Genomic DNA, 20,251 nt, shown 5'->3' on the forward strand with positions numbered 1-20,251 from the left:
CAATGGCACTGGTATATTCCAAAGACAAAGAATTTCATATTCATGTGAAAACAGGGGAAGTGGGAAAGTATGTAATTCTCCCGGGAGATCCCGGAAGATCCCGGAAGATGTGAAAAAATTGCACGATATCTGGAAAACCCGGTAAAAGTGGCAGAGAACAGGGAATATGTGACTTATACAGGAGAACTGGACGGGGTGAAAGTAAGCGTCACATCAACCGGGATAGGAGGTCCGTCTGCGGCGATTGCCATGGAGGAACTGATTCACTGCGGAGCTGACACTTTTATCCGGGTAGGAACTTCAGGCGGCATGCAGCCGGAGGTAAAAGGCGGAGATGTTGTGATCGCCACGGGCGCTGTCCGCTTTGAGGGGACGACCAGAGAGTATGCGCCTCCGGAGTATCCGGCAGTGGCAGATTTTGAAGTGGCGGATGCCCTGCGCCGGGCTGCAAAAAACGTCGGTGTGACTGCTCACATGGGAGTGGTTCAGTGCAAAGATAATTTTTACGGGCAGCATGATCCGGGCAGTATGCCGGTAGCCTATGAACTGAAAAATAAATGGCAGGCATGGATTGACTGCGGCGTACTAGCCTCGGAGATGGAATCCGCAGCACTATTTATTGTAGGACAGGTGAGAAGAGTAAAAGTGGGGACCGTACTGCTCGTATTGGCAAATCAGACCAGACGGGGGATGGGACTTGAAGACCCGGAAGTTTATGATACGGAAAAGGCTGTGGAGACGGCGGTTGAGGCAGTTCGTGTTCTGATCAGAAAAGGAGGGGACCGGTGAGAATATTTTTAATTGTGATAGACAGTTTTGGTGTGGGATGCAGTCCGGATGCCGATAAATATGGCGATGAAGGAAGTAATACACTGAGATCCCTGCGCCGGTCGGAAAAACTGTATATTCCCAATATGGAGCGGATGGGGCTGTACAACATTGATGGCGTGGAACGGGGATTGATAAAGACGCCGTCAGGCGCATACGGACGCCTGCAGGAGAAATCGCAGGGGAAGGATACGACGACAGGACACTGGGAAATCGCGGGAGTTGAGACAGAAACGCCTCTTCCGCTGTATCCTCACGGATTTCCCCGGGAGATTATTGAAAAGTTTGAAAGAGAAACTGGGAGAAAAGTGATATGTAATAAGCCCTATTCCGGAACAGATGTCATAAGGGATTATGGAGAACAGCATATGAAAACAGGGGCGCTGATCGTGTATACGTCAGCGGATTCGGTTTTTCAGATAGCTGCACATGAGGATATCGTACCGGTGGAGGAGTTGTACCGTTACTGTAGAACAGCTAGAAATATTCTTACAGGGAAAGACGGTGTTGGAAGAGTGATTGCCAGACCGTTTACGGGGGATGTACGGAATGGATTTGTGAGGACGTCCCGCAGACATGACTTCTCTCTGGAACCACCTGGAGAAACGATGCTTGATATTCTGCAGAAACACGGGGCTTCTGTGGTGGGAATAGGGAAAATATATGATATATTCGCCGGAAGAGGACTGGATAAAAAATATACCTCTCCGACCTGCAGTAATGATGACGGTATGGAAAAAACATCAGCTCTTCTGCGGGAAAATTTTGAGGGGCTTGTATTTGTTAATCTGGTGGAAACAGATATGGTTTACGGACACAGAAGAGACGCGGACGGTTATGCCGGGGCGGTGAGCAGGATAGACCAGTGGCTTACGGATTTTATGGCAGGTATGGAGAAGGATGACATACTGATGATAACCGGAGACCACGGCTGTGATCCGGGGTTTACGAAAACGACAGATCACACAAGAGAATATATCCCGCTTCTTATCTGGGGATCAGGGATAAAACCAGGCGTTAACATCGGAACAAGGAATACATTTGCAGATATTGGAGCAACTATTGTGGATCTGCTTGGGGCAGAACCGGGAAAGAATGGAAAGAGTTTTAAGAAGGATATTTTAATTTGAAAGTGGAAGATGCAGTAATGGAAAATTTTTCCAGATTCAGAGAACTGGGAGAAGGACTTACGCCTTTTGCGGTGATTTTGAGAATCTGTCTTGCTGTGCTGTGCGGCGGTGTACTGGGAATAGAACGAGGGAAAGCAAATCAGGCGGCAGGCATGCGGACATACATCCTGGTATGCCTGGGAGCAGCACTTGTCATGATGACAGGGCAGTATATGTTCGTGGAATTTAACAGTGGGGATCCGGCCAGACTGGGAGCTCAGGTTGTGAGCGGAATCGGTTTTCTGGGGGCAGGAAGCATTATTGTGGAAGGCCATACGAAAGTCAGGGGGCTGACGACTGCGGCGGGACTCTGGACAGCTGCCTGTATCGGGCTGTCGATCGGAATTGGTTTTTATCTGGGAGCAATTATATCTACTGCGTTTATTTATCTGGTTGTTTCAAAGTTTAAAGTGATTTCGAATCATTTCACGCATAATGATATGTGGCTCAGGCTGTATGTGGAATTTAAATCGGTAAATAATCTCCTGGACTTATATTCTTTCTTGGACGGCAGCGGCATGCAGATAGGGGATGTTGTGATCAACGATGAGCATAGCAAAAAGAATTTTAATGCGATTATTTCAGTAAAAAATATGCAGAACAGAAGAGAAGAAGAAATAGTCCAGTGCCTTCAGGAACTGGAGGGGATAAAGACGGTCAAAATAATTTACTGAAAAATGAGAGCGTCGCGCAAGGGACTCTTCTCGGTTCTATTACCGGTCACTTGCGCGGCGAGTTTCTCATTTCCTGTATGCAAATTTCGGCAGTCCGTTCTCCTTCGGCACGTTCACCTCTCCCTGGATCAGCGGGAGCGCATAGTCGATGAACGCCTGCCCTACATCAGAGCCGTCGTTGACGATCCACTCCAGCGGAACGGTCTTTTCCTGATTGCAGATCCGGTCCACATCTTCGACGGCATAGTCGATCCGGTAATCCCGGCAGTCCGGACTGTTCTGACTCTCCTGAGCAATCCGGTCATTTTGACCATTCCGGGTGCTGTCTGTTTCCTGCGGTACCCGGCGGAATGCCACCATCTTTCCGGTCTCGCCTTCCAGAGCGCATTTGACGCCGTATGCCCCGGAAGCGATGGCTTCCTTCTGGTCTGTGGCGGAGAGCATGGCGGAAGAACATCGCTGGCAGACGTTGAGCTCGATGGAGCGGACCTTCACGCCCAGGCGGGCCTTCACCAGATTCTCCAGATATTTTCCGGAGCCGGTCAGCATCTTGTGTCCGAATGTATCTACGCCCACGTCACTGGCAAGTTCGCAGATGAAAGTCCCTTTTCCGTCGTTGATCCCTTCGGAGATGCAGACAACCAGATTCGGCGTCGTCTCCAGAGCCTTTTCCACTTTCCTGATAAATGCCTCCTGGTCAAAAGCCGCCTCCGGGAGATAGACCAGAACAGGGTTGTCCCCCTCGAATTTTCTGGCAAGGGCGCTGGCGGCAGTGAGCCATCCGGCATGCCTTCCCATGATCTCCACGATGGTTACGGATTTTTTGTTGTCATAAACCGATGCGTCCACGGCAATCTCCCGGACAGTAGACGCCACATATTTTGCGGCGCTTCCGAATCCCGGTGTGTGGTCGGTCAGGACCAGGTCGTTGTCGATGGTCTTCGGAATCCCGATGAAGCGGATGTCGCTTCCCGTCCTGGAAGCGTAGCGGGAGAGCTTGCTCACTGTGTCCATGGAATCGTTTCCGCCGATGTAGAAAAAGTATCCGATATGATAACCGGCAAGTTTTTCAAAGAGAAGCGGATAGACCGGATCTTCAAGATCTTCCGGGAGTTTGTATCTGCAGGAACCGAGATAGGAGCCGGGCGTTGTCCGGATCAGCTCGAGCTCGCCCGATTTCTCCAGGGGTTCCATATCCATCACGTTTCCGTTCAGGAAACCTTCGATGCCGTTTATCATGCCGTATACTGTGCCGAAAGAGTCCTCACGGTTCAGCGCTTCGTATACAACTCCGTACAGACTTGCGTTGATGACTGCAGTAGGGCCGCCGGACTGGCCGACGATTACATTTTTTTTCATAAATTTTCTGCCTCCTTACATGCTGCATTACAGTGCGGCGAGTAGATTATAACATACAATGGGGAATCTGTGCAAAAAAGTAATTTTGTCATGGCAACCGGGGAAGAATAGTGATATAATAAATCCGCATTACGGACGAATCAGCGGAAAATCAGAGGAAAAGAGATTTCAGGAGGAAAAAACAGCATGAAATACATTTCATTTGCCATCCCGTGTTACAATTCAGAAGCGTACATGGAGAAGGCGATCAATTCGATTCTTGTCGGCGGCGAGGATGTTGAGATTATCGTGGTCAACGACGGATCGAAGGACGGAACCCAGGCGATCGCAGAGAAATATCAGGAAAAGTATCCGACTATCGTCAGGGCTGTCAGGAAGGAGAACGGAGGACATGGAGACGCGGTGAACTGCGGTCTTGCACATGCCACGGGAAAATATTTCAAGGTCGTGGACAGCGACGACTGGGTGGATGAGGAGTCCCTCCACAGGATTCTGGACGCGGTGAAGAGCTTTGAAGAGGCCCAGACGCAGGTGGACATGATTATTGCCAACTATGTCTATGAAAAGGTGGGCATGACACACAAGAAAGTGATCCGCTACGACAATGTGCTGCCGGAGAATCAGATCTTCCGGTGGGATGATATCGGGCGCTTCCGTCTGGATCAGTATATCCTGATGCACTCCGTTATCTACCGCACGGAGATGCTCCGGCTGTGCCAGCTGGAACTGCCGAAGCACACGTTCTATGTAGATAACATTTACGTGTACTATCCGCTTCCCCATGTGCGGACGCTGTACTATCTTAACGTGGATTTCTACCGGTATTTTATCGGAAGAGAGGATCAGTCGGTGAATGAAAAGGTGATGATCGGAAGGATCGACCAGCAGCTTTTTGTGACCAAGACGATGATCTCCATGTATGAGCTTCGGATGATTACGAGTAAAAAGCTCCGGAAATACATGATCAACTATCTGGCTATCATGATGACGGTGTCATCGATTCTGTGCATCCGCTCCAAAAAGCCGGAGAATCTCGAGAAGAAGAAGGAGCTCTGGGCGTACCTGAAAAAGAAGGACTACAAGACTTATATGAAGATCCGCTACGGCATTCTCGGACAGACCATGAATCTGCCGGGGCGCTCCGGCAGAAAGGTGTCTTCCCTGGCTTACAGTGTGGCGAGACGTCTGATCGGATTCAATTAATGTCAGCGGCCGGAAAAGGCGGGATCTGTCCGGAATTTTAAAATAATATGCATATTTCTGACAGCCATGGAACATAATTCCTTTTGAGAAAGCAAAATTGCAGAATTGAAAGGAGTATGTTACCATGGCTGTTAAATTTTCAGAAAGTAAGACGAAAGAGAATCTGATGCGGGCATTCGCCGGGGAGAGCCAGGCGAGAAACCGTTATACCATTGCGGCGGAAAAAGCGCGGGAGGCGCAGTTTTATGCGATTTCAGATATTTTTATCTACACGGCAGAGCAGGAGAGAGCCCATGCGGAGAGATTCTATGATCTGTTAAAGGAACTTGTCGGGGAGACGATCCATATCGACGGATCCTATCCGGTAGATCAGCAGGAGAGCCTGGCGGAACTTCTGCGCGCGGCAGAGCACAATGAGCACGAAGAGTACGAGGACGTCTATCAGGCATTCGGGGACACGGCGAAGCAGGAAGGGTTCCTGGAAGTGGCGTCAGCATTTTACCAGATCGCGGAGATCGAGCATGTTCATGAGAAACGTTTTGCAGCTCTCGCAAAAATGCTGGAGGACGGAACTTATTACGGAGGAGAGAATACGCAGAAGTGGATCTGCACAAACTGCGGATATATCCATGAGGGTGTGAAAGCGCCGGCTGTCTGCCCGGTGTGCCGGCATGCCCAGGGATATTTCCTGCCCTATGAATTCGCCTGCTATAAAGGGGAGGAATAACGGATATAGCCGGAAATTGCTGCATATGCTGTTAATATGAGAATTGCCGGGAGAACGGCGGACAGGAGCGGAATCATTTCCGGAAGCGGGAGTTCCCTGTATTCTGAAAGTTTCATCCCGGCGGCAGAGTCAGGAGGACGGCATATGAGTCAGAAGATGGAAAATCTGCTTAATCTTGCCCTGGATGCAACCCGGGAGGAGAGGATGCGTTCGGAGGAACTGGAAGTGGGGTACGATCCCGGGGGAAATGAGTGGGAGCTGATTCTCAAATTCTCCGGGGATCTGGAAAATATCAGGCAGATCACAGTGTCGGCCGCGGAGCTGTTAAACGGCTATGCAGTCGTTTTGGTGAAAGAAGAAAGAATTGAGGAGCTTGCAGCGCTCCCGGAAGTGGAATTTATCGAAAAACCGAAAAGTCTCTATTTTGAGGTGGAGAACGGACGGCAGGTGTCCTGTATTGATACAGTGCAGCTGCCGCCTTTTTCTCTGACGGGGACAGGGACTCTTGTGGGGATCGTGGACAGCGGGATCGACTATGAAAACCCGGATTTCCGCAACGATGACGGGACGACGAGAATCCTGTCCCTCTGGGATCAGACCTCAGCAGGGACGCCGCCGCAGGGGTATGCGAGAGGTGCGGAATTTACGGCGGAGCAGATCAATGAGGCGCTAGAAGCTGCGGACCCGGAGACGCGCAGGCGCCTTGTCCCGAGCCGGGATATCAGCGGTCACGGGACAGCGGTGGCTGGTATTGCGGCGGGAAACGGCAGAGGGAGCGAGGGGCGAAGACTCCGGGGAGCTGCTCCGGATGCAGGGCTGATCATCGTGAAGATGGGAAACGCAAGGGCGGAAGGGTTTCCGAGGACAACAGAACTGATGGAAGGGGTGGACTATGTGATACGAAAAGCCATGGAACTGCGCAGGCCTGTGGCTGTGAATATCAGCTTTGGGAATACATATGGCTCCCACGACGGCAGTTCCCTGTTGGAGCGTTTCCTCAACGACATCTCCGGCGTGTGGAAAAATGTGATCTGTGTGGGGAGCGGAAACGAGGGCAGCACCGCCGGGCATACCGCAGGGACGGTCCGGGACGAGGAGGAAGAGACGGTCGAGCTGGCGGTTCAGCAGCGGGAAACGGCGCTGAGTGTACAGATCTGGAAATCTTACGTGGATGATATGGAGGTGTCCATTGTGAATCCTTCCGGGGAGCGGGTCGGACCCTTCCGGGAGATCCTGGGATCGCAGCGCTTCTATCTCGGGGGGACGGAACTGCTTGTCTACTATGGAGAGCCGAAACCCTACAGTGTCAGGCAGGAGATCTATATTTCCTTCCTTCCGCGGTCGTCCGGGACTCCGCAGAACTATGTGGATGCGGGGGTCTGGCAGATCATTCTTACCCCCAGGCAGATTGTGGACGGCAGATATCAGATGTGGCTCCCCAGCCAGAATGCCCTGCAGATCGGCACGGCATTTCTTCTGCCTGCCAGTCTTGCCACTCTGACGATCCCTTCCACGGCTTCCCAGGTCGTTACCGTTGCTGCCTATGATGGGCGTACTTTCTCCTATGCGGATTTCTCCGGGCGGGGAGCAGATGAAGATCCCGAGCGTGCCAGCGGGATCAAGCCGGATCTGGCGGCTCCCGGCGTCCGGGTGACGGCGCCTGCCCCGGGAGGCGGATATATGGAGATGACGGGGACTTCCTTTGCCGCGCCCTTTGTCACCGGAAGCGCAGCCCTTCTCATGGAGTGGGGAATTGTGCGCGGGAATGATCCTTATTTATATGGAGAGAAGGTGAAGGCATACTTAAGAAGAGGCGCGCGGGAACTGCCCGGCTATGAGGAGTGGCCGAATGTACAGCTCGGCTACGGGGCGCTGTGCGTGAGGGAGAGCCTGCCGGTCGGATGAACGGAAATTTCAGATGGAACTGACTGCGAAGAAATGAAAGAATGTGAGAAATGTAATCCTGCTCTTTCCGCTTTCCCGGAACAATGCTATACTATATTAGTATGGCGCGTTACTTCTGACGCAATAATAATTCCAGGGAGAAACACATGAAAACACTAATTGTACACTTAAAGGATTACAAGAAGGAATCCATCCTGGCGCCGCTTTTTAAGATGCTCGAGGCGCTGTTCGAGCTCTTTGTGCCGCTTGTGATGGCTGCTGTGATTGACGTGGGAATCGCTCAGAAAGATTCCGGGTACATTATCCGAATGTGCCTGGTGCTGGTAGCACTGGGCATAATCGGTCTTGTATGTTCCATCACGGCGCAGTATTTCGCGGCAAAGGCGGCCGCGGGATTCGGAACCGGTGTGAGGCATGCGCTGTTCTGGCATATTCAGAACTTTTCGTTTACGGAGATGGACACCATCGGCACAGCCACACTGATCACCAGGATGACCAGTGATATCAATCAGGTGCAGTCCGGAGTCAATCTTGTGCTGCGGCTATTCCTGCGCTCGCCCTTTATTGTGTTCGGCGCCATGGTCATGGCGTTTACCGTGGATGTGCAGTCAGCCCTTGTATTTGTGGTTGCGATTCCGGTACTGTCGGTGATCGTATTCGGAATTATGCTCATCACCATGCCTTTGTACCGGAAGGTGCAGGCATATCTGGACCGGGTGCTTCTGACGACCAGGGAGAACCTGACGGGGGCAAGAGTGCTCCGTGCATTTAATAAGGAAGAGGAAGAGATCAGACAGTTCGAAGAGGGCAATCAGCTCCTTACAGACGCGCAGAAATTTGTGGGGCGCATTTCCGGGCTGATGAACCCGCTTACGTATATCGTGGTAAACGGAGCTATCATTGTACTGATCTACATCGGAGCGCTGCGGGTGAATGTGGGTGATCTGACTCAGGGCGAAGTTGTGGCGCTGATCAACTATATGTCCCAGATCCTTGTGGAACTTGTGAAACTGGCAAACCTGATTATCACAGTCACGAAGGCGCTGGCATGTGCGAAACGAATCGAAAATGTTCTGGAAGTAAAATCCGATATGAAGGACGGTACAGCTCTGTGGGGAGAGACTGCCGCGAAAAGTGGAACAGATAAGGCGGCTGAGGCAGAGACTTGCACTGCGGGAACAGAAAAACATGAAATTCCGGCGGTGGAGTTCGACCATGTGTCGCTGACCTACAAGGGTTCTGCAGGCGAATCTCTGACGGATATTACTTTCCGGGCGGAGAAAGGACAGACGATCGGAATCATCGGGGGAACCGGTTCGGGAAAATCTTCTCTGGTGAACCTGATTCCGCGGTTTTATGATGTGACGAAGGGAACCGTCCGTATCGGCGGCAGGGACGTCCGGGATTATCAGGTGAAGAACCTGCGCAGCCATATCGGTATGGTCCTGCAGAAAGCAGTGCTGTTCAAGGGAACGATAGCAGAGAATCTCCGTTGGGGCAAGGAGGACGCAACAGAGCAGGATCTGGAAGAAGCGCTTGCAATTTCCCAGGCAAAGGAGTTTGTCGATACAAAAGCAGGACGTCTTGACTTCCAGATCGAGCAGTCCGGACGGAATCTCTCCGGAGGGCAGAAGCAGAGGCTGACCATTGCCCGCGCACTGGTGAGAAAGCCGGAGATCCTGATTCTGGACGACAGCGCATCGGCGCTTGACTTTGCTACCGATGCGGCGCTTCGCGGAGCGATCCGGGGAATGAAGGAGAATCCTACGGTATTCATCGTATCCCAGAGAGCATCCTCGATCCAGTATGCAGACCAGATCATTGTACTGGATGACGGAAAGATGGCAGGCATCGGAACCCATGAGGAGCTTCTGGCGCACTGCCCGGAATATCAGGAGATTTATTACTCACAGTTCCCGAAGGAGGTGGCATCCAATGGCTGATCAGAAGACAGGAAATACAGAAAAACGGAAGACAAAACAGTCAGAGACCATCCGGAAGGTGCTTCGGTATCTCGGAAAATACCGGATATTCCTTGCATTTTCCGTTCTGCTTGCAGCAGTTTCCGTGGCACTTACTCTCTATATTCCGAAACTGACAGGATATGCGGTGGACTATATTGTTGCAGAAGGTCTTGTCAATTTCCCCGGCGTGTTCCGGATTATGTTTCAGATCGGCGTGTGTACGCTGATTACGGCTCTGGCACAGTGGCTGATGAATATCTGCAACAACAAGATGACCTATCAGGTGGTGCAGGATATCCGGAATGAAGCATTCCGCAAAATCGAGATCCTGCCGCTTAAGTATATCGACGGGAAACCCTACGGCGAGGTAGTGAGCAGGGTGATTGCAGACGTAGACCAGTTCGCGGACGGACTGCTGATGGGATTTACCCAGTTTTTCACAGGTGTAGCGACAATTGTGGGGACATTTGGCTTCATGCTCTCCATTAATGTGGGAATCACGGTGGTGGTTGTTCTGATTACACCGGTGTCGTTCCTGGTGGCGAATTTTATAGCAAAGAGAACTTTTGCCATGTTTAAGGTACAGTCTGAGACAAGAGGAGAACAGACCGGTCTGATCGAGGAAATGATCGGAAACCAGAAAGTTGTACAGGCATTCGGAAGAGCGGAGGATGTGACGGAGCGGTTTGATGAGATTAACGAGAGACTGCGGACAAGTTCCCTGCGGGCAACGTTTTTCTCCTCTATTACGAATCCTGCCACACGGTTTGTCAACAGCCTTGTGTATACGGGAGTGGGAATTGTCGGCGCCTTTTCTGTAGTAAACGGATTTCTCACCGTCGGACAGCTCTCCAGTTTCCTGAGTTATGCAAACCAGTATACCAAGCCGTTTAACGAGATATCCGGAGTGGTGACAGAGCTGCAGAACGCGATCGCCTGCGCCCAGAGGATTTTCGACCTGATTGAGGAGGAACCCCAGACGCCTGAGCCGGAGAACGCGGTACAATTAACGGACATTGAAGGAAATGTAAGTGTGGAGGACGTAAGCTTCTCCTATACGCCGGAGCAGGATCTGATCAAAGATTTCAATCTGGAAGTGAAGCCGGGACAGCGCATCGCTATTGTCGGACCTACCGGGTGCGGTAAGACGACACTGATCAATCTGCTGATGCGGTTCTATGATGTAAACGGCGGCAGCATAAAAGTAGAAGGAAACGATATCCGGAAAGTGACCAGAAAGAGCCTCCGGGCAGGATACGGCATGGTGCTCCAGGATACCTGGCTGAAGACAGGGACGATACTGGACAATATCCGCATGGGGAAACCGGACGCCACAAGAGAAGAAGTGATCGAGGCGGCGAAAGCTTCCCATATCCACAGCTTTATCACGAGGCTTCCGGACGGATATGATACATGGATTACCGAGGACGGAGACGGAATCTCCCAGGGGCAGAAGCAGCTCCTCTGTATTACCAGAGTGATGCTCCTTCGCCCGCCGATGCTGATCCTCGACGAGGCAACTTCCTCTATTGATACACGTACAGAGATTAAGATACAGAATGCGTTTGCAAAACTGATGGAAGGGAGAACAACATTCATTGTCGCTCACAGACTCTCCACGATCCGGGAGGCGGATGTGATTCTGGTGATGAAGAATGGAAAAATTATCGAGCAGGGGAACCATGAGAGCCTGATGAAACAGGGCGGATTCTACCGGCATCTCTATGAAAGTCAGTTCAGCGGCGGCAGTATATAAGCCGGACATAAGCCATATATAAGCAGGCGTGTAAAAAGGATATAAAAAATCTCATGTAAAAAAATGCACGATTTTTGAAAAAAATAACATCGACAGGGCGACTTTGCAGGAGTTATAATAAAAGAGTAACTATGCAAACCCGCCCTCTTTCTATATCTTTTGGAGGGCACTACACGTTTTATTCTAAGAAAAGAGGGGTAAAGCAGGTGAAAAGGTATAAAGAAATTATTAAAAAGCTCGGTGCCGTGACCCTTGCTCTTGCCATGACTGCGACAATGGTACCCGGACAGGCACTCGCAGAAGAGAGCGTGCCGGATGGACAGCAGGTCCAGCAGGATACGCAGCAGGAAACAGAGCAGAATGCGCAGCAGTCAGGTGAAGAGGCTGTACAGTCGGGTGATGCGCAGAAGAGCGAAAGCGATGGGGAAAAGACTGCGGATGCAGAGAGTACTCAGACCGCAGAAGGTGATGAGACAGACAGTCAGACCGGTGCTGACGCTGACGCAGCGAAGGACGCGGCTGTACCGGGAACTGCTGCTCAGAACAGCATATCCGCAGAAGATGCAACTGATGGGAACGTATCAGATGAGGGAGACCAGTCATCTGACGGAAACACTGCGGATGACAGCAGTACAGATGAGACAACCGGAAAGGCAGATGTCAACAAACCGGTGATCGAGAGCGTTGAACTGGTTCAGCAGGGTGAGACACTGCATGAGGGAGACACCGTAGAGGTTCGCGTTAAGGCATATGATGCGGACAGTGGGATCGCAGAAGTTCGAATTTCCATGGGGGAGAGCTATGAGACAGGATACGAAAGTGTGTCTCTGGACGTAGAATACAACGAAGCCGAGGAGTGCTACATTGGGACATATACTCTAGACCATGTGGGAACAGGAACAGTAAATATTACTTTTTTGCGGGTTGTAGATAATTACAGCAACTATGCAGATGCCACATTGATGGATGAGAATTCCAATGAGTATCTGTACTGGTTCAATACGAAAAATGAACAGAATACCATCGAGCCGGAGAGCGTTACTTTCCCGGAGAACGGTGAGCTGCTGACCAGAGAGGATTATGGGAAATTTGCCCTGAAACTTTCGGAAGCAGATCCGGGCGAGTATTCGGGAATTCGCGTATCAGTTCAAGGTGAAGGCGAGAATTCAGATACCGTTTATTTATATTATGACTGGGAAAATAATGACTACAGGGATTCCGGTCTGCCATATTATCTGGCGGAGGATACCTATACGGTGACAGCTGTTACATATCCGTGTCTTGGAGAAGACCTTCAGATTCTGGTCGATGACATGGATAAATACAGCTTCCAGTATCAGAAAGATCCGGAAGCGCCTCAGGAAGATACGGAGGCTCCGGTTATCACTTCCATCAGTCTGGATAAAAACGGCGAGAACGTAAGGGCAGGAGATACAGTTACGGTTACAATCAAGGCTGAAGACAACGTGGGACTGGATACTACACAAGGATCTGTATACTTCAATGCAGTATCGGACCTTGATAACAGCACAATCTGGGTGGATCTGACATATTCGGAGGAGCAGCAGGCATTTACCGGAACGCTGGAGATCACAGAGGACACCTATCCTTGTGAGTGGTACCTTGGCGGGATCTATATTTATGATACTTCATCTAATAATGCATCTTCCGGGGAGCTGTTATACGATGCCCCATATTATGTACAGGTTTATTCAGGAAATACTTTCGTGAATCCGGTATATGATGTGACATACCAGTTTATGGAGTTGTCAGAATACGGGTACTGGACCGAAGCGGAAACAAAGGATTATAAGCTAGAACGCCGGCAGACACTGAATGAGGCAGGAATTGAGCTGCCGCAGATCGAAGCCAAATATAAAGATCTGGTCTTTGAAGGCTGGACCACCTATGAGGGAGCAGCGGTAACAGGTGATGAACCGATTCTCAACAGTACATATGCAACCGTCTATGCAAAATATGATAAGGTATACTGTAATGTTGTTTACTCCTATCTCGCTTCCGATGCCACGGTGGGGACTACGCTGGGGAATATAAATAGAGAAGTAAGCATGCCTTTTGGCTCGACTGTAGGTGATCTGAAAGAAGTAATTGAAGGTCAGGAACTGCCCGAACAGTACGAAGGGCTGAATTTTACAGCATGGGAACTTGAAAATACGGACGATGAAAGCCTTATTACGATGAACCGCTACTATTATGCAGATGCGGTTTATGACAAAACACCGGTTATATGCAATTTCAGTTACCTGGATAATAATGGACAGTGGCTGTCCGGGACGGAAGATAGAAGGCTGCTTGCCGTTCTGGATAAAGATGCGACTTATGGAGATCTGCAGAACTGGGTAGAGAAATATAGGCCGGAAGGCATGTCGGATAAATATCAGTTTGAACAATGGGAGAGCACTTCCATGATGGGAGATGCGGATGAACCCATCGGGGCTGATTTAAAAGTCTGGTGGTTTAACGCAAAGTATGAAGGAAAGGATGCCGTAGTGCTCACCGAGTACTACTATAATACAGAGGGAAGAGGATGGTCCCTGGGCACTGATGAGACCTTTTTAATGGATGAAGGCTCGACATTCCAGGATGTGCTGGATACACTGAATGCGCAGGAACTCCCCGAGATGTATGAGGGACTTAAGTTTAAAGAATGGAATTCTTATACCAGTCCGGATTTTGCTATAGTCAATGGAGGACATTTTACAGTAAGTGCACAATATGAGAACTGCCTGATCCGTTACATGCTTGATCCGATATGTGCAGACATCGAGAATCAGACAGAACCTCTGTACGATGATACAGCGGAGGCAGTTTTCTGCCAGGTTGCAGAAGTCGGCGATACTATAACTCTGCCGGGTTCTTTTGAAGGATATGATAATGTAATTTACGTTGGAGATCTTCAGGCAGGCGATACTTATACTGTTGACGGCACATATACTTTCCTGGGCTATACACCGGAAATGGAACCTGGTGCAGAAGAGCCTGGAACAGAACCGGAAGAGCCGGGAACAACTCCGGAGGAGCCTGGAACAGAACCGGAAGAACCCGGAACAACCCCGGAGGAGCCTGGAACAGAGCCGGAAGAGCCTGGAACAACTCCGGAGAAACCGGGAACAACACCGGAAAAACCGCCTGTAGAGGTCCCGGATGATTCTGTATCTACTATTGTAGAGATGGTTCAGACTACTCCTGAGGGACAGAAAGTAGACGTCGATATGGGCGAGGCAACTGTCGTTCCGAAAGAGGTCCTTGAAGCCGCTCAGGGCAGAGATGTGAATGTTGTTCTGCAGATGAATGGATATACCTGGACGATTAACGGAAAAGATATTGCAGCGTCAAATCTTCAGGATATCAACCTTGAAGTTACACTTAACTCCAATGCAATTCCGAGCAATACCGTTAAGAAGCTGGCAGGAAACAATCCGGTGGAGCAGCTCTCATTGACACACAACGGAGATTTCGGATTCCGTGCGGACCTGACGATCAATGTTGGCAGTGACAATGCAGGCAAATTCGGAAACCTGTACTACTATGACAGCGACGGAAGAATGGTATTTATGAATGCCGGAACCATCCGTGAGGACGGTACGGTAAGCTTAAGCTTCAGCCATGCATCGGATTATGTTGTAGTGATCTCTGACAAGCAGATGTCCCAGGCTAATGTTCCGGATGATCTTCAGCCGGTGAAAGACAGCGGAAAAGATCAGACAACAGACGGTAATAAGACATCAGGACAGGGACAGAACACAGGCAAAGGATCTGTGAAGACTGGTGATATGTCACCGGTGATCCCGACCGTGATTGTGCTGATTCTGGCAGCGGCAGTGATTGCAGGCGTTGTTGTAGTGAAGAAACGTCAGAAATAAAGAAAACATTTAGCAATAAAAATGCGGAACCGGAGAAATCTGGTTCCGCATTTTTATGCCGTATTTCTGTGCCGGATTGACAGCAAAACATGCGCAAGCGTATAATGGGCAGTGAAAAAGGCGAGAAAAATACAGAGGTGACAAACATTTATGAAACTCAGTACATTATGTTATATAGAAAAAGACGGAAAGTATCTGATGCTTCACAGAACTGTGAAGAAGAATGATGTGAACAGGGACAAATGGATCGGTGTAGGAGGACATTTCGAACACGGGGAAAGTCCGGAGGAATGTCTCCTGCGGGAAGTGAAAGAGGAGACCGGATACACGCTGACATCTTGGAAATACCGTGGAATCGTGACGTTTGTCTATGGCGCGGATGTGGTGGAATATATGTCGCTCTATACAGCAGACGGATTTGAGGGCGAACCTGTGGAGTGCGATGAGGGAGTTCTGGAATGGGTGGAGAAAAGGAATATCCCTGCGCTGGAACTCTGGGAGGGAGATAAGATATTTTTCCGCCTTCTGGATGAGGGACGTGAATTCTTTTCACTGAAACTCGTCTATGATACACATGATGTTCTACAGTACGCAGCGTTGGACGGGGAGCCTCTGGAACTGTTCGACGAGTATGATGAAAGCGGGAAACGGACAGGCGTGGTGAAGGAACGGGGTGTTGTCCATCTGGACGGAACGCTTCATGCCACATCCCATATCTGGGTTGTCCGTCCCAATCAGGAAAGCGGATATGACCTGCTCCTCCAGAAACGCAGCGATTGCAAAGATTCGAATCCCGGATGCTATGACATTTCTTCTGCGGGGCATGTGGAGGCTGGCCACGAGTATCTGGAAAGCGCGCTCAGAGAACTGAGGGAAGAGCTTGGAATCACCGCATCGGCGGATGAACTGGAAGAAGTGGGAATCCGCCGATGCGGTTTTGAGGATGTGTTTTATGGAAAAATATTCCGGGACAATGAGATCAGCATGATCTACCTGTACCGGAAACCGGTTGATATCAGGAAACTTACTCTTCAGGAGTCCGAAGTGTCAGAAGTGAGATGGATGGATTTCGCCCGCTGCTATCAGGCGGTACGGGAGAAAACCATAAAGAACTGTATCTATCTTGATGAACTGGATATGATCGGAAAAGCGTTGGGGATCCACTGGGAGAAATAGAGTTTTTGGATGCAGTTAAAGGCATGGAAAACCAGAAAACTTAATACGGCTGAACGTATCACCATCCATGCAGATGATATGACGCGGTGCAGAACTCCGCTTCTCCTCATCCGTTGGAAGGATTGTAACAAAAGGCGCAGACACGTGTTCGTTGGAACTCATGTCTGCGCCTTTCTAACAATCCGAAACAACTGTATTCGGAGCGCTTCGCCTGACACACTGCTTACATATCATCTGCATGGATGGGGTCTTCTTTTTACGGAAGCAGGAACGCATACATTACAACAAAGTGGCATGCGCTGCCGCCCATTACGAACAGATGAAAGATTTCGTGGCTTCCGAAATTCTTATGTCTGCTGTTGAAGAGTGGAAGTTTCAGCGCGTAGATCACGCCGCCCACAGTATAAATGATGCCGCCTGCCAGCAGCCATCCGAATGCCGCCGGGGACAGGTTGTTGAGAATCTGCGTAAATGCCAGAACGCAGGTCCATCCCATTCCGATGTACAGCACGGAGGATACCCATTTCGGGCAATATACCCAGAATGCTTTAATCAGAATTCCGCCAATGGCAAGCGCCCAGACGATGGAGAGCAGGATGATTCCGGTTTTGCCCTTCAGAACAAGAAGGCATACCGGAGTATAGCTCCCGGCGATCAGGACGGAGATCATCATATGGTCAATCTTCTTCAGGATCGTATTTACCTTGGGTGATATGTCAAATGTATGGTAAGTTGTGCTTGCCGCATACAGTAAAATCAGGCTTGCTGCATAGATTGCCAGAGAGATAATGTAAATCCGCCCTGGTTCATGCGCTGCTTTAATCAAAAGCGGAACCGCTGCGAATATCGCCATCAGCATACCGATGAAATGTGTAATCGCGCTGCCTGGTTCTTTGATATGTTTTTTTGTTTCCATAAATATGCACCTCCAGGATAATGAAACCGGTATGCAGTTTTAAACTGCCGTCTGTGATAAAATGAATGTAGTTTTCAAAACTACATCTAGTATGTGTATATGTTACATCATATATTCGGATAAATCAACCCGAAATTTGAACAAAAAAAAGAAAAAAACTGCCGCCGCACATGTCATTTTTCTGTGCGGCGACAGTCAATATGGATATTGTATAAATGAAGCAAGTGTAAATCTCTTAGGATGGAAGCGGAAAACTGCGCCCTGCCCTTTTAGCGAATCACAGTACCTGTTTTGCCTTTCAGCGCATCCTTCACCTTGTCAAAGGAAGTGATATATGCACAGCGTCCTTCGCGGCCCTCAATGAATTCAACAGCAGCGCGGAATTTCGGAAGCATGTTGTAGATGCCGAAATGTCCCTGTTCCATGTAGTCTTTTGCCTGAGCAACCGTGATTTCTCCCAGCGGTTCTTCGTCCGGCTGCCCCAGATTGATACATACCTTTTCCACATTCGTCAGGATGATGAGCATGTCTGCATTGATGCCTTCTGCAAGCTTTCCGGCAACAAGGTCTTTCTCGATGACTGCGCTGGCCCCTTTTAAGTGGTTGTCCTGTTCAAGAACCGGAATACCGCCGCCGCCTGCCGCGATAACGATCTGATCCGCATCGAGGAGGGCATTGACAGCGTCAAGTTCTACGATCTTAACCGGATTTGGAGCGGATACCACACGGCGGAACCCTTTTCCGGCTTCCTCGATCACATAATTACCTTTCTTGCGTTCCTCGTTCGCTTCCTGGGCGTTCATATAACGGCCGAGAACCTTGGTAGGAGTATAGAAGGCATCGTCATAGGGATCTACGATTACCTGTGTCAGAACCGTGCTGACTGTCTTGTAAATGCCGCGGTTTAAGAGTTCCTCGCGGATCCCGTTCTGGAGATCGTAACCGATATATCCCTGGCTCATGGCGGAGCAGACGGACATGGGGGCCGGTGTGTACTCCGGATGCGCTTTTGCAAATTCGTTCATAGCGGTATGAATCATTCCTACCTGCGGAGCATTGCTGTGGGTAATTGCCACCTGATATCCTTCCTCGATCAGATCAGCAATGCATTTTGCCGAATGTTTAACGGCGATTTTCTGCTCGGGGAGTGTGGTCCCCAGGGCGCGGTGTCCCAATGCTACAACAACTCTTTTTTTCATAATATATGTTCCCTTTCTGCTAAAGATTTATTACGGTTTCCCGGTCTCATTGTGACAGACACGGGAGAAGATAACTTATAAAAAGTTTACTATTATTCCGGGGAAAAAGCAATAAAAACGTACTATATGACGGAGATTATTTATGAATCCATCTTACTGATAAAATCTTCAATACTTTGGGTTCGGGCAGCCGCTTTCAGCCATTTCCCGAGCTTATCGGAATCACGCTCCTTCATAATCCGGGATTTCAGCTCCTCCGGTACTGTACCTGACTCTTCCAACAGTTCGAGTATGCTTTCTGCTTTCCCTTCTGCTTTGCTGATCCTTCTTGTCTCCTGTACGTCATATACTTCAAAATTTTCAAACAGCATGGTGAAATTCCTCCGTTCTATCTGATCTGTGAACTGCGCCACTTCATCTTTGGGAACGTTCAGCCGCAGGAGCAGCACGGCGATGATCTTGCCGATAAGCTTCAAGACGGATTCTGTTTTATTTTTTCTTCAAATTCTTCAAGTGTTGCGGCACGTGCTGCAACTTTGTGCCATTTTCGCAGTGTATCTGTATTTCTTTCCTGCATGATCCTGTTTTTCAGATCTTCCGGGACAGTTCCCAAGTCCTCTAACAGGTCAAGGATATATTCCGCCTGTCCTTCTGCTTTCCCTTCTGCTTTGCTGATCCTTCTTGTCTCCTGTACGTCGTATGCTTCAAAATTTTCAAACAGCATGGTGAAATTCCTCCGTTCTATCTGATCTGTGAACTGCGCCACTTCATCTCTGGGAACGTTCAGCCGCAGGAGCAGCACGGCGATGATCTTGCCGATGAGCTTCAAGACGGATTCCGGAGAATTCCGGCTGATACTCTCAAAATATTCTTCCGGAATATCTTTAAGCTGCCGGAAATCTGCAGCGCTGCGCAGTTTGTCGATCAGCATGACTAGAGAAAGTTCGTCGTTCTTTTCTACCAATTCCCGGTTGCTGTACCTGGAGAGCGGGACTACGAGATAGTGGAAGTCAGGAATAAATTCCCCCAGGATATCACTGAGCTGAACCCTCTCTCTGAAATTTGTTGCAGCAGTCCAGTTTCCCGGGCCATCGTAAAAGACGATCGGAAGGATCGGCGGGTAGCGGAGAATCCGGAAAGACATGTCATGGTCTACTTTGGACTGATGTTCGATCAGGGCGATCAGGTACAGTGTAATATCGCCTTCACTCCCATGTAAGTGGACTTTCTTTACCGAGTCGGACTCCCGTTCCTCGTGCCACATCCATACAAAACGTTCTGAGATATCTTCGATATCGTCAGGCTGAACATTTTTCAGCAGTTCGACATCGGTATATCCCCTTAAAAACTGGGCGCACAGGGTATGATTGTCAAAGATGAGTTTTGCGCCGCTGTCTTTTGGCGTTGTGTTCCGTATTTTGTTTTTTGGTGTGTCTGCAGTCTGTTCTGCGTGAGTTATTGTGTTTCTGCCGGAATCTGTCATGTGTTTCT

14 protein-coding genes and 1 pseudogene are annotated in these 20,251 nt (G+C 49.6%); 10 read left to right on the forward strand and 5 right to left on the reverse strand.

Annotation, left to right across the window (positions count from 1 at the left end; all coding sequences use genetic code 11):
• Window positions 1-2: 2 nt before the first annotated feature.
• The 3 genes and pseudogenes from udp to B5F07_RS10350 all read left to right on the forward strand — a co-directional run bounded on the left by udp (window position 3) and on the right by B5F07_RS10350 (window position 2,671).
• Window positions 3-789 (forward strand): annotated as a pseudogene (gene udp, locus B5F07_RS10340) (uridine phosphorylase).
• Window positions 786-1,958, forward strand: coding sequence for a phosphopentomutase (locus B5F07_RS10345; RefSeq protein ID WP_087161202.1), 1,173 nt, complete (start codon window positions 786-788; stop codon window positions 1,956-1,958). Before udp ends, B5F07_RS10345 begins: the two are co-directional and overlap by 4 nt.
• Window positions 1,959-1,975: 17 nt before the next feature.
• On the forward strand, window positions 1,976-2,671 hold the full coding sequence (locus B5F07_RS10350; RefSeq protein ID WP_087161221.1) for an MgtC/SapB family protein: 696 nt from the start codon (window positions 1,976-1,978) through the stop codon (window positions 2,669-2,671).
• 66 nt (window positions 2,672-2,737) lie between these two features.
• Here B5F07_RS10350 and B5F07_RS10355 read toward each other — a convergent pair whose 3' ends face one another.
• A complete protein-coding gene (locus B5F07_RS10355; protein WP_087161203.1) occupies window positions 2,738-4,030 on the reverse strand; it encodes a 6-phosphofructokinase in 1,293 nt (430 codons plus the stop codon).
• A 186-nt stretch (window positions 4,031-4,216) separates the two neighbouring features.
• On the opposite strand from B5F07_RS10355, the gene B5F07_RS10360 reads away from it, so the two are divergent.
• From B5F07_RS10360 to B5F07_RS10390, 7 genes are all read left to right on the forward strand, one after another.
• Window positions 4,217-5,233, forward strand: coding sequence for a glycosyltransferase family 2 protein (locus B5F07_RS10360; protein ID WP_087161204.1), 1,017 nt, complete (start codon window positions 4,217-4,219; stop codon window positions 5,231-5,233).
• 124 nt (window positions 5,234-5,357) lie between these two features.
• Entirely contained in the window at window positions 5,358-5,960 is a 603-nt protein-coding gene (rbr, locus tag B5F07_RS10365) for a rubrerythrin (protein WP_087161205.1), read from the forward strand.
• Between the two features lie 144 nt (window positions 5,961-6,104).
• On the forward strand, window positions 6,105-7,865 hold the full coding sequence (locus tag B5F07_RS10370) for a S8 family peptidase (protein WP_087161222.1): 1,761 nt from the start codon (window positions 6,105-6,107) through the stop codon (window positions 7,863-7,865).
• Between the two features lie 146 nt (window positions 7,866-8,011).
• Entirely contained in the window at window positions 8,012-9,808 is a 1,797-nt protein-coding gene (locus B5F07_RS10375; RefSeq protein ID WP_087161206.1) for an ABC transporter ATP-binding protein, read from the forward strand.
• On the forward strand, window positions 9,801-11,585 hold the full coding sequence (locus B5F07_RS10380) for an ABC transporter ATP-binding protein (protein ID WP_087161207.1): 1,785 nt from the start codon (window positions 9,801-9,803) through the stop codon (window positions 11,583-11,585). Before B5F07_RS10375 ends, B5F07_RS10380 begins: the two co-directional genes overlap by 8 nt.
• A 206-nt stretch (window positions 11,586-11,791) precedes the next feature.
• A complete protein-coding gene (locus tag B5F07_RS22340; protein WP_140398001.1) occupies window positions 11,792-15,469 on the forward strand; it encodes a hypothetical protein in 3,678 nt (1,225 codons plus the stop codon).
• A 150-nt stretch (window positions 15,470-15,619) separates the two neighbouring features.
• A complete protein-coding gene (locus B5F07_RS10390) occupies window positions 15,620-16,645 on the forward strand; it encodes an NUDIX domain-containing protein (protein WP_087161208.1) in 1,026 nt (341 codons plus the stop codon).
• 256 nt (window positions 16,646-16,901) lie between these two features.
• Here the strand turns inward: B5F07_RS10390 and trhA are convergent, their stop codons facing one another.
• The 4 genes from trhA to B5F07_RS10410 form a co-directional block, all read right to left on the reverse strand.
• The gene (gene trhA / locus B5F07_RS10395) at window positions 16,902-17,561 is read right to left on the reverse strand and encodes a PAQR family membrane homeostasis protein TrhA (RefSeq protein WP_087161209.1); all 660 of its coding nucleotides are present in this window, start codon (window positions 17,559-17,561) and stop codon (window positions 16,902-16,904) included.
• A gap of 269 nt (window positions 17,562-17,830) precedes the next feature.
• Window positions 17,831-18,760, reverse strand: coding sequence for a carbamate kinase (gene arcC, locus B5F07_RS10400; protein WP_087161210.1), 930 nt, complete (start codon window positions 18,758-18,760; stop codon window positions 17,831-17,833).
• A 140-nt stretch (window positions 18,761-18,900) separates the two neighbouring features.
• Window positions 18,901-19,236 carry a hypothetical protein gene (locus tag B5F07_RS10405; RefSeq protein WP_087161211.1) on the reverse strand — a complete coding sequence of 112 codons (336 nt, stop codon included), beginning with the start codon at window positions 19,234-19,236 and terminating at the stop codon, window positions 18,901-18,903.
• On the reverse strand, window positions 19,233-20,251 hold a 1,019-nt coding region (locus B5F07_RS10410; protein WP_140398002.1), incomplete at its 5' end, for an Rpn family recombination-promoting nuclease/putative transposase. The genes B5F07_RS10405 and B5F07_RS10410, both read right to left, overlap by 4 nt.

The sequence above is a fragment of the Lachnoclostridium sp. An169 genome (genome assembly GCF_002160525.1).
In the GTDB taxonomy this organism is placed as follows: domain Bacteria; phylum Bacillota; class Clostridia; order Lachnospirales; family Lachnospiraceae; genus Mediterraneibacter; species Mediterraneibacter cottocaccae.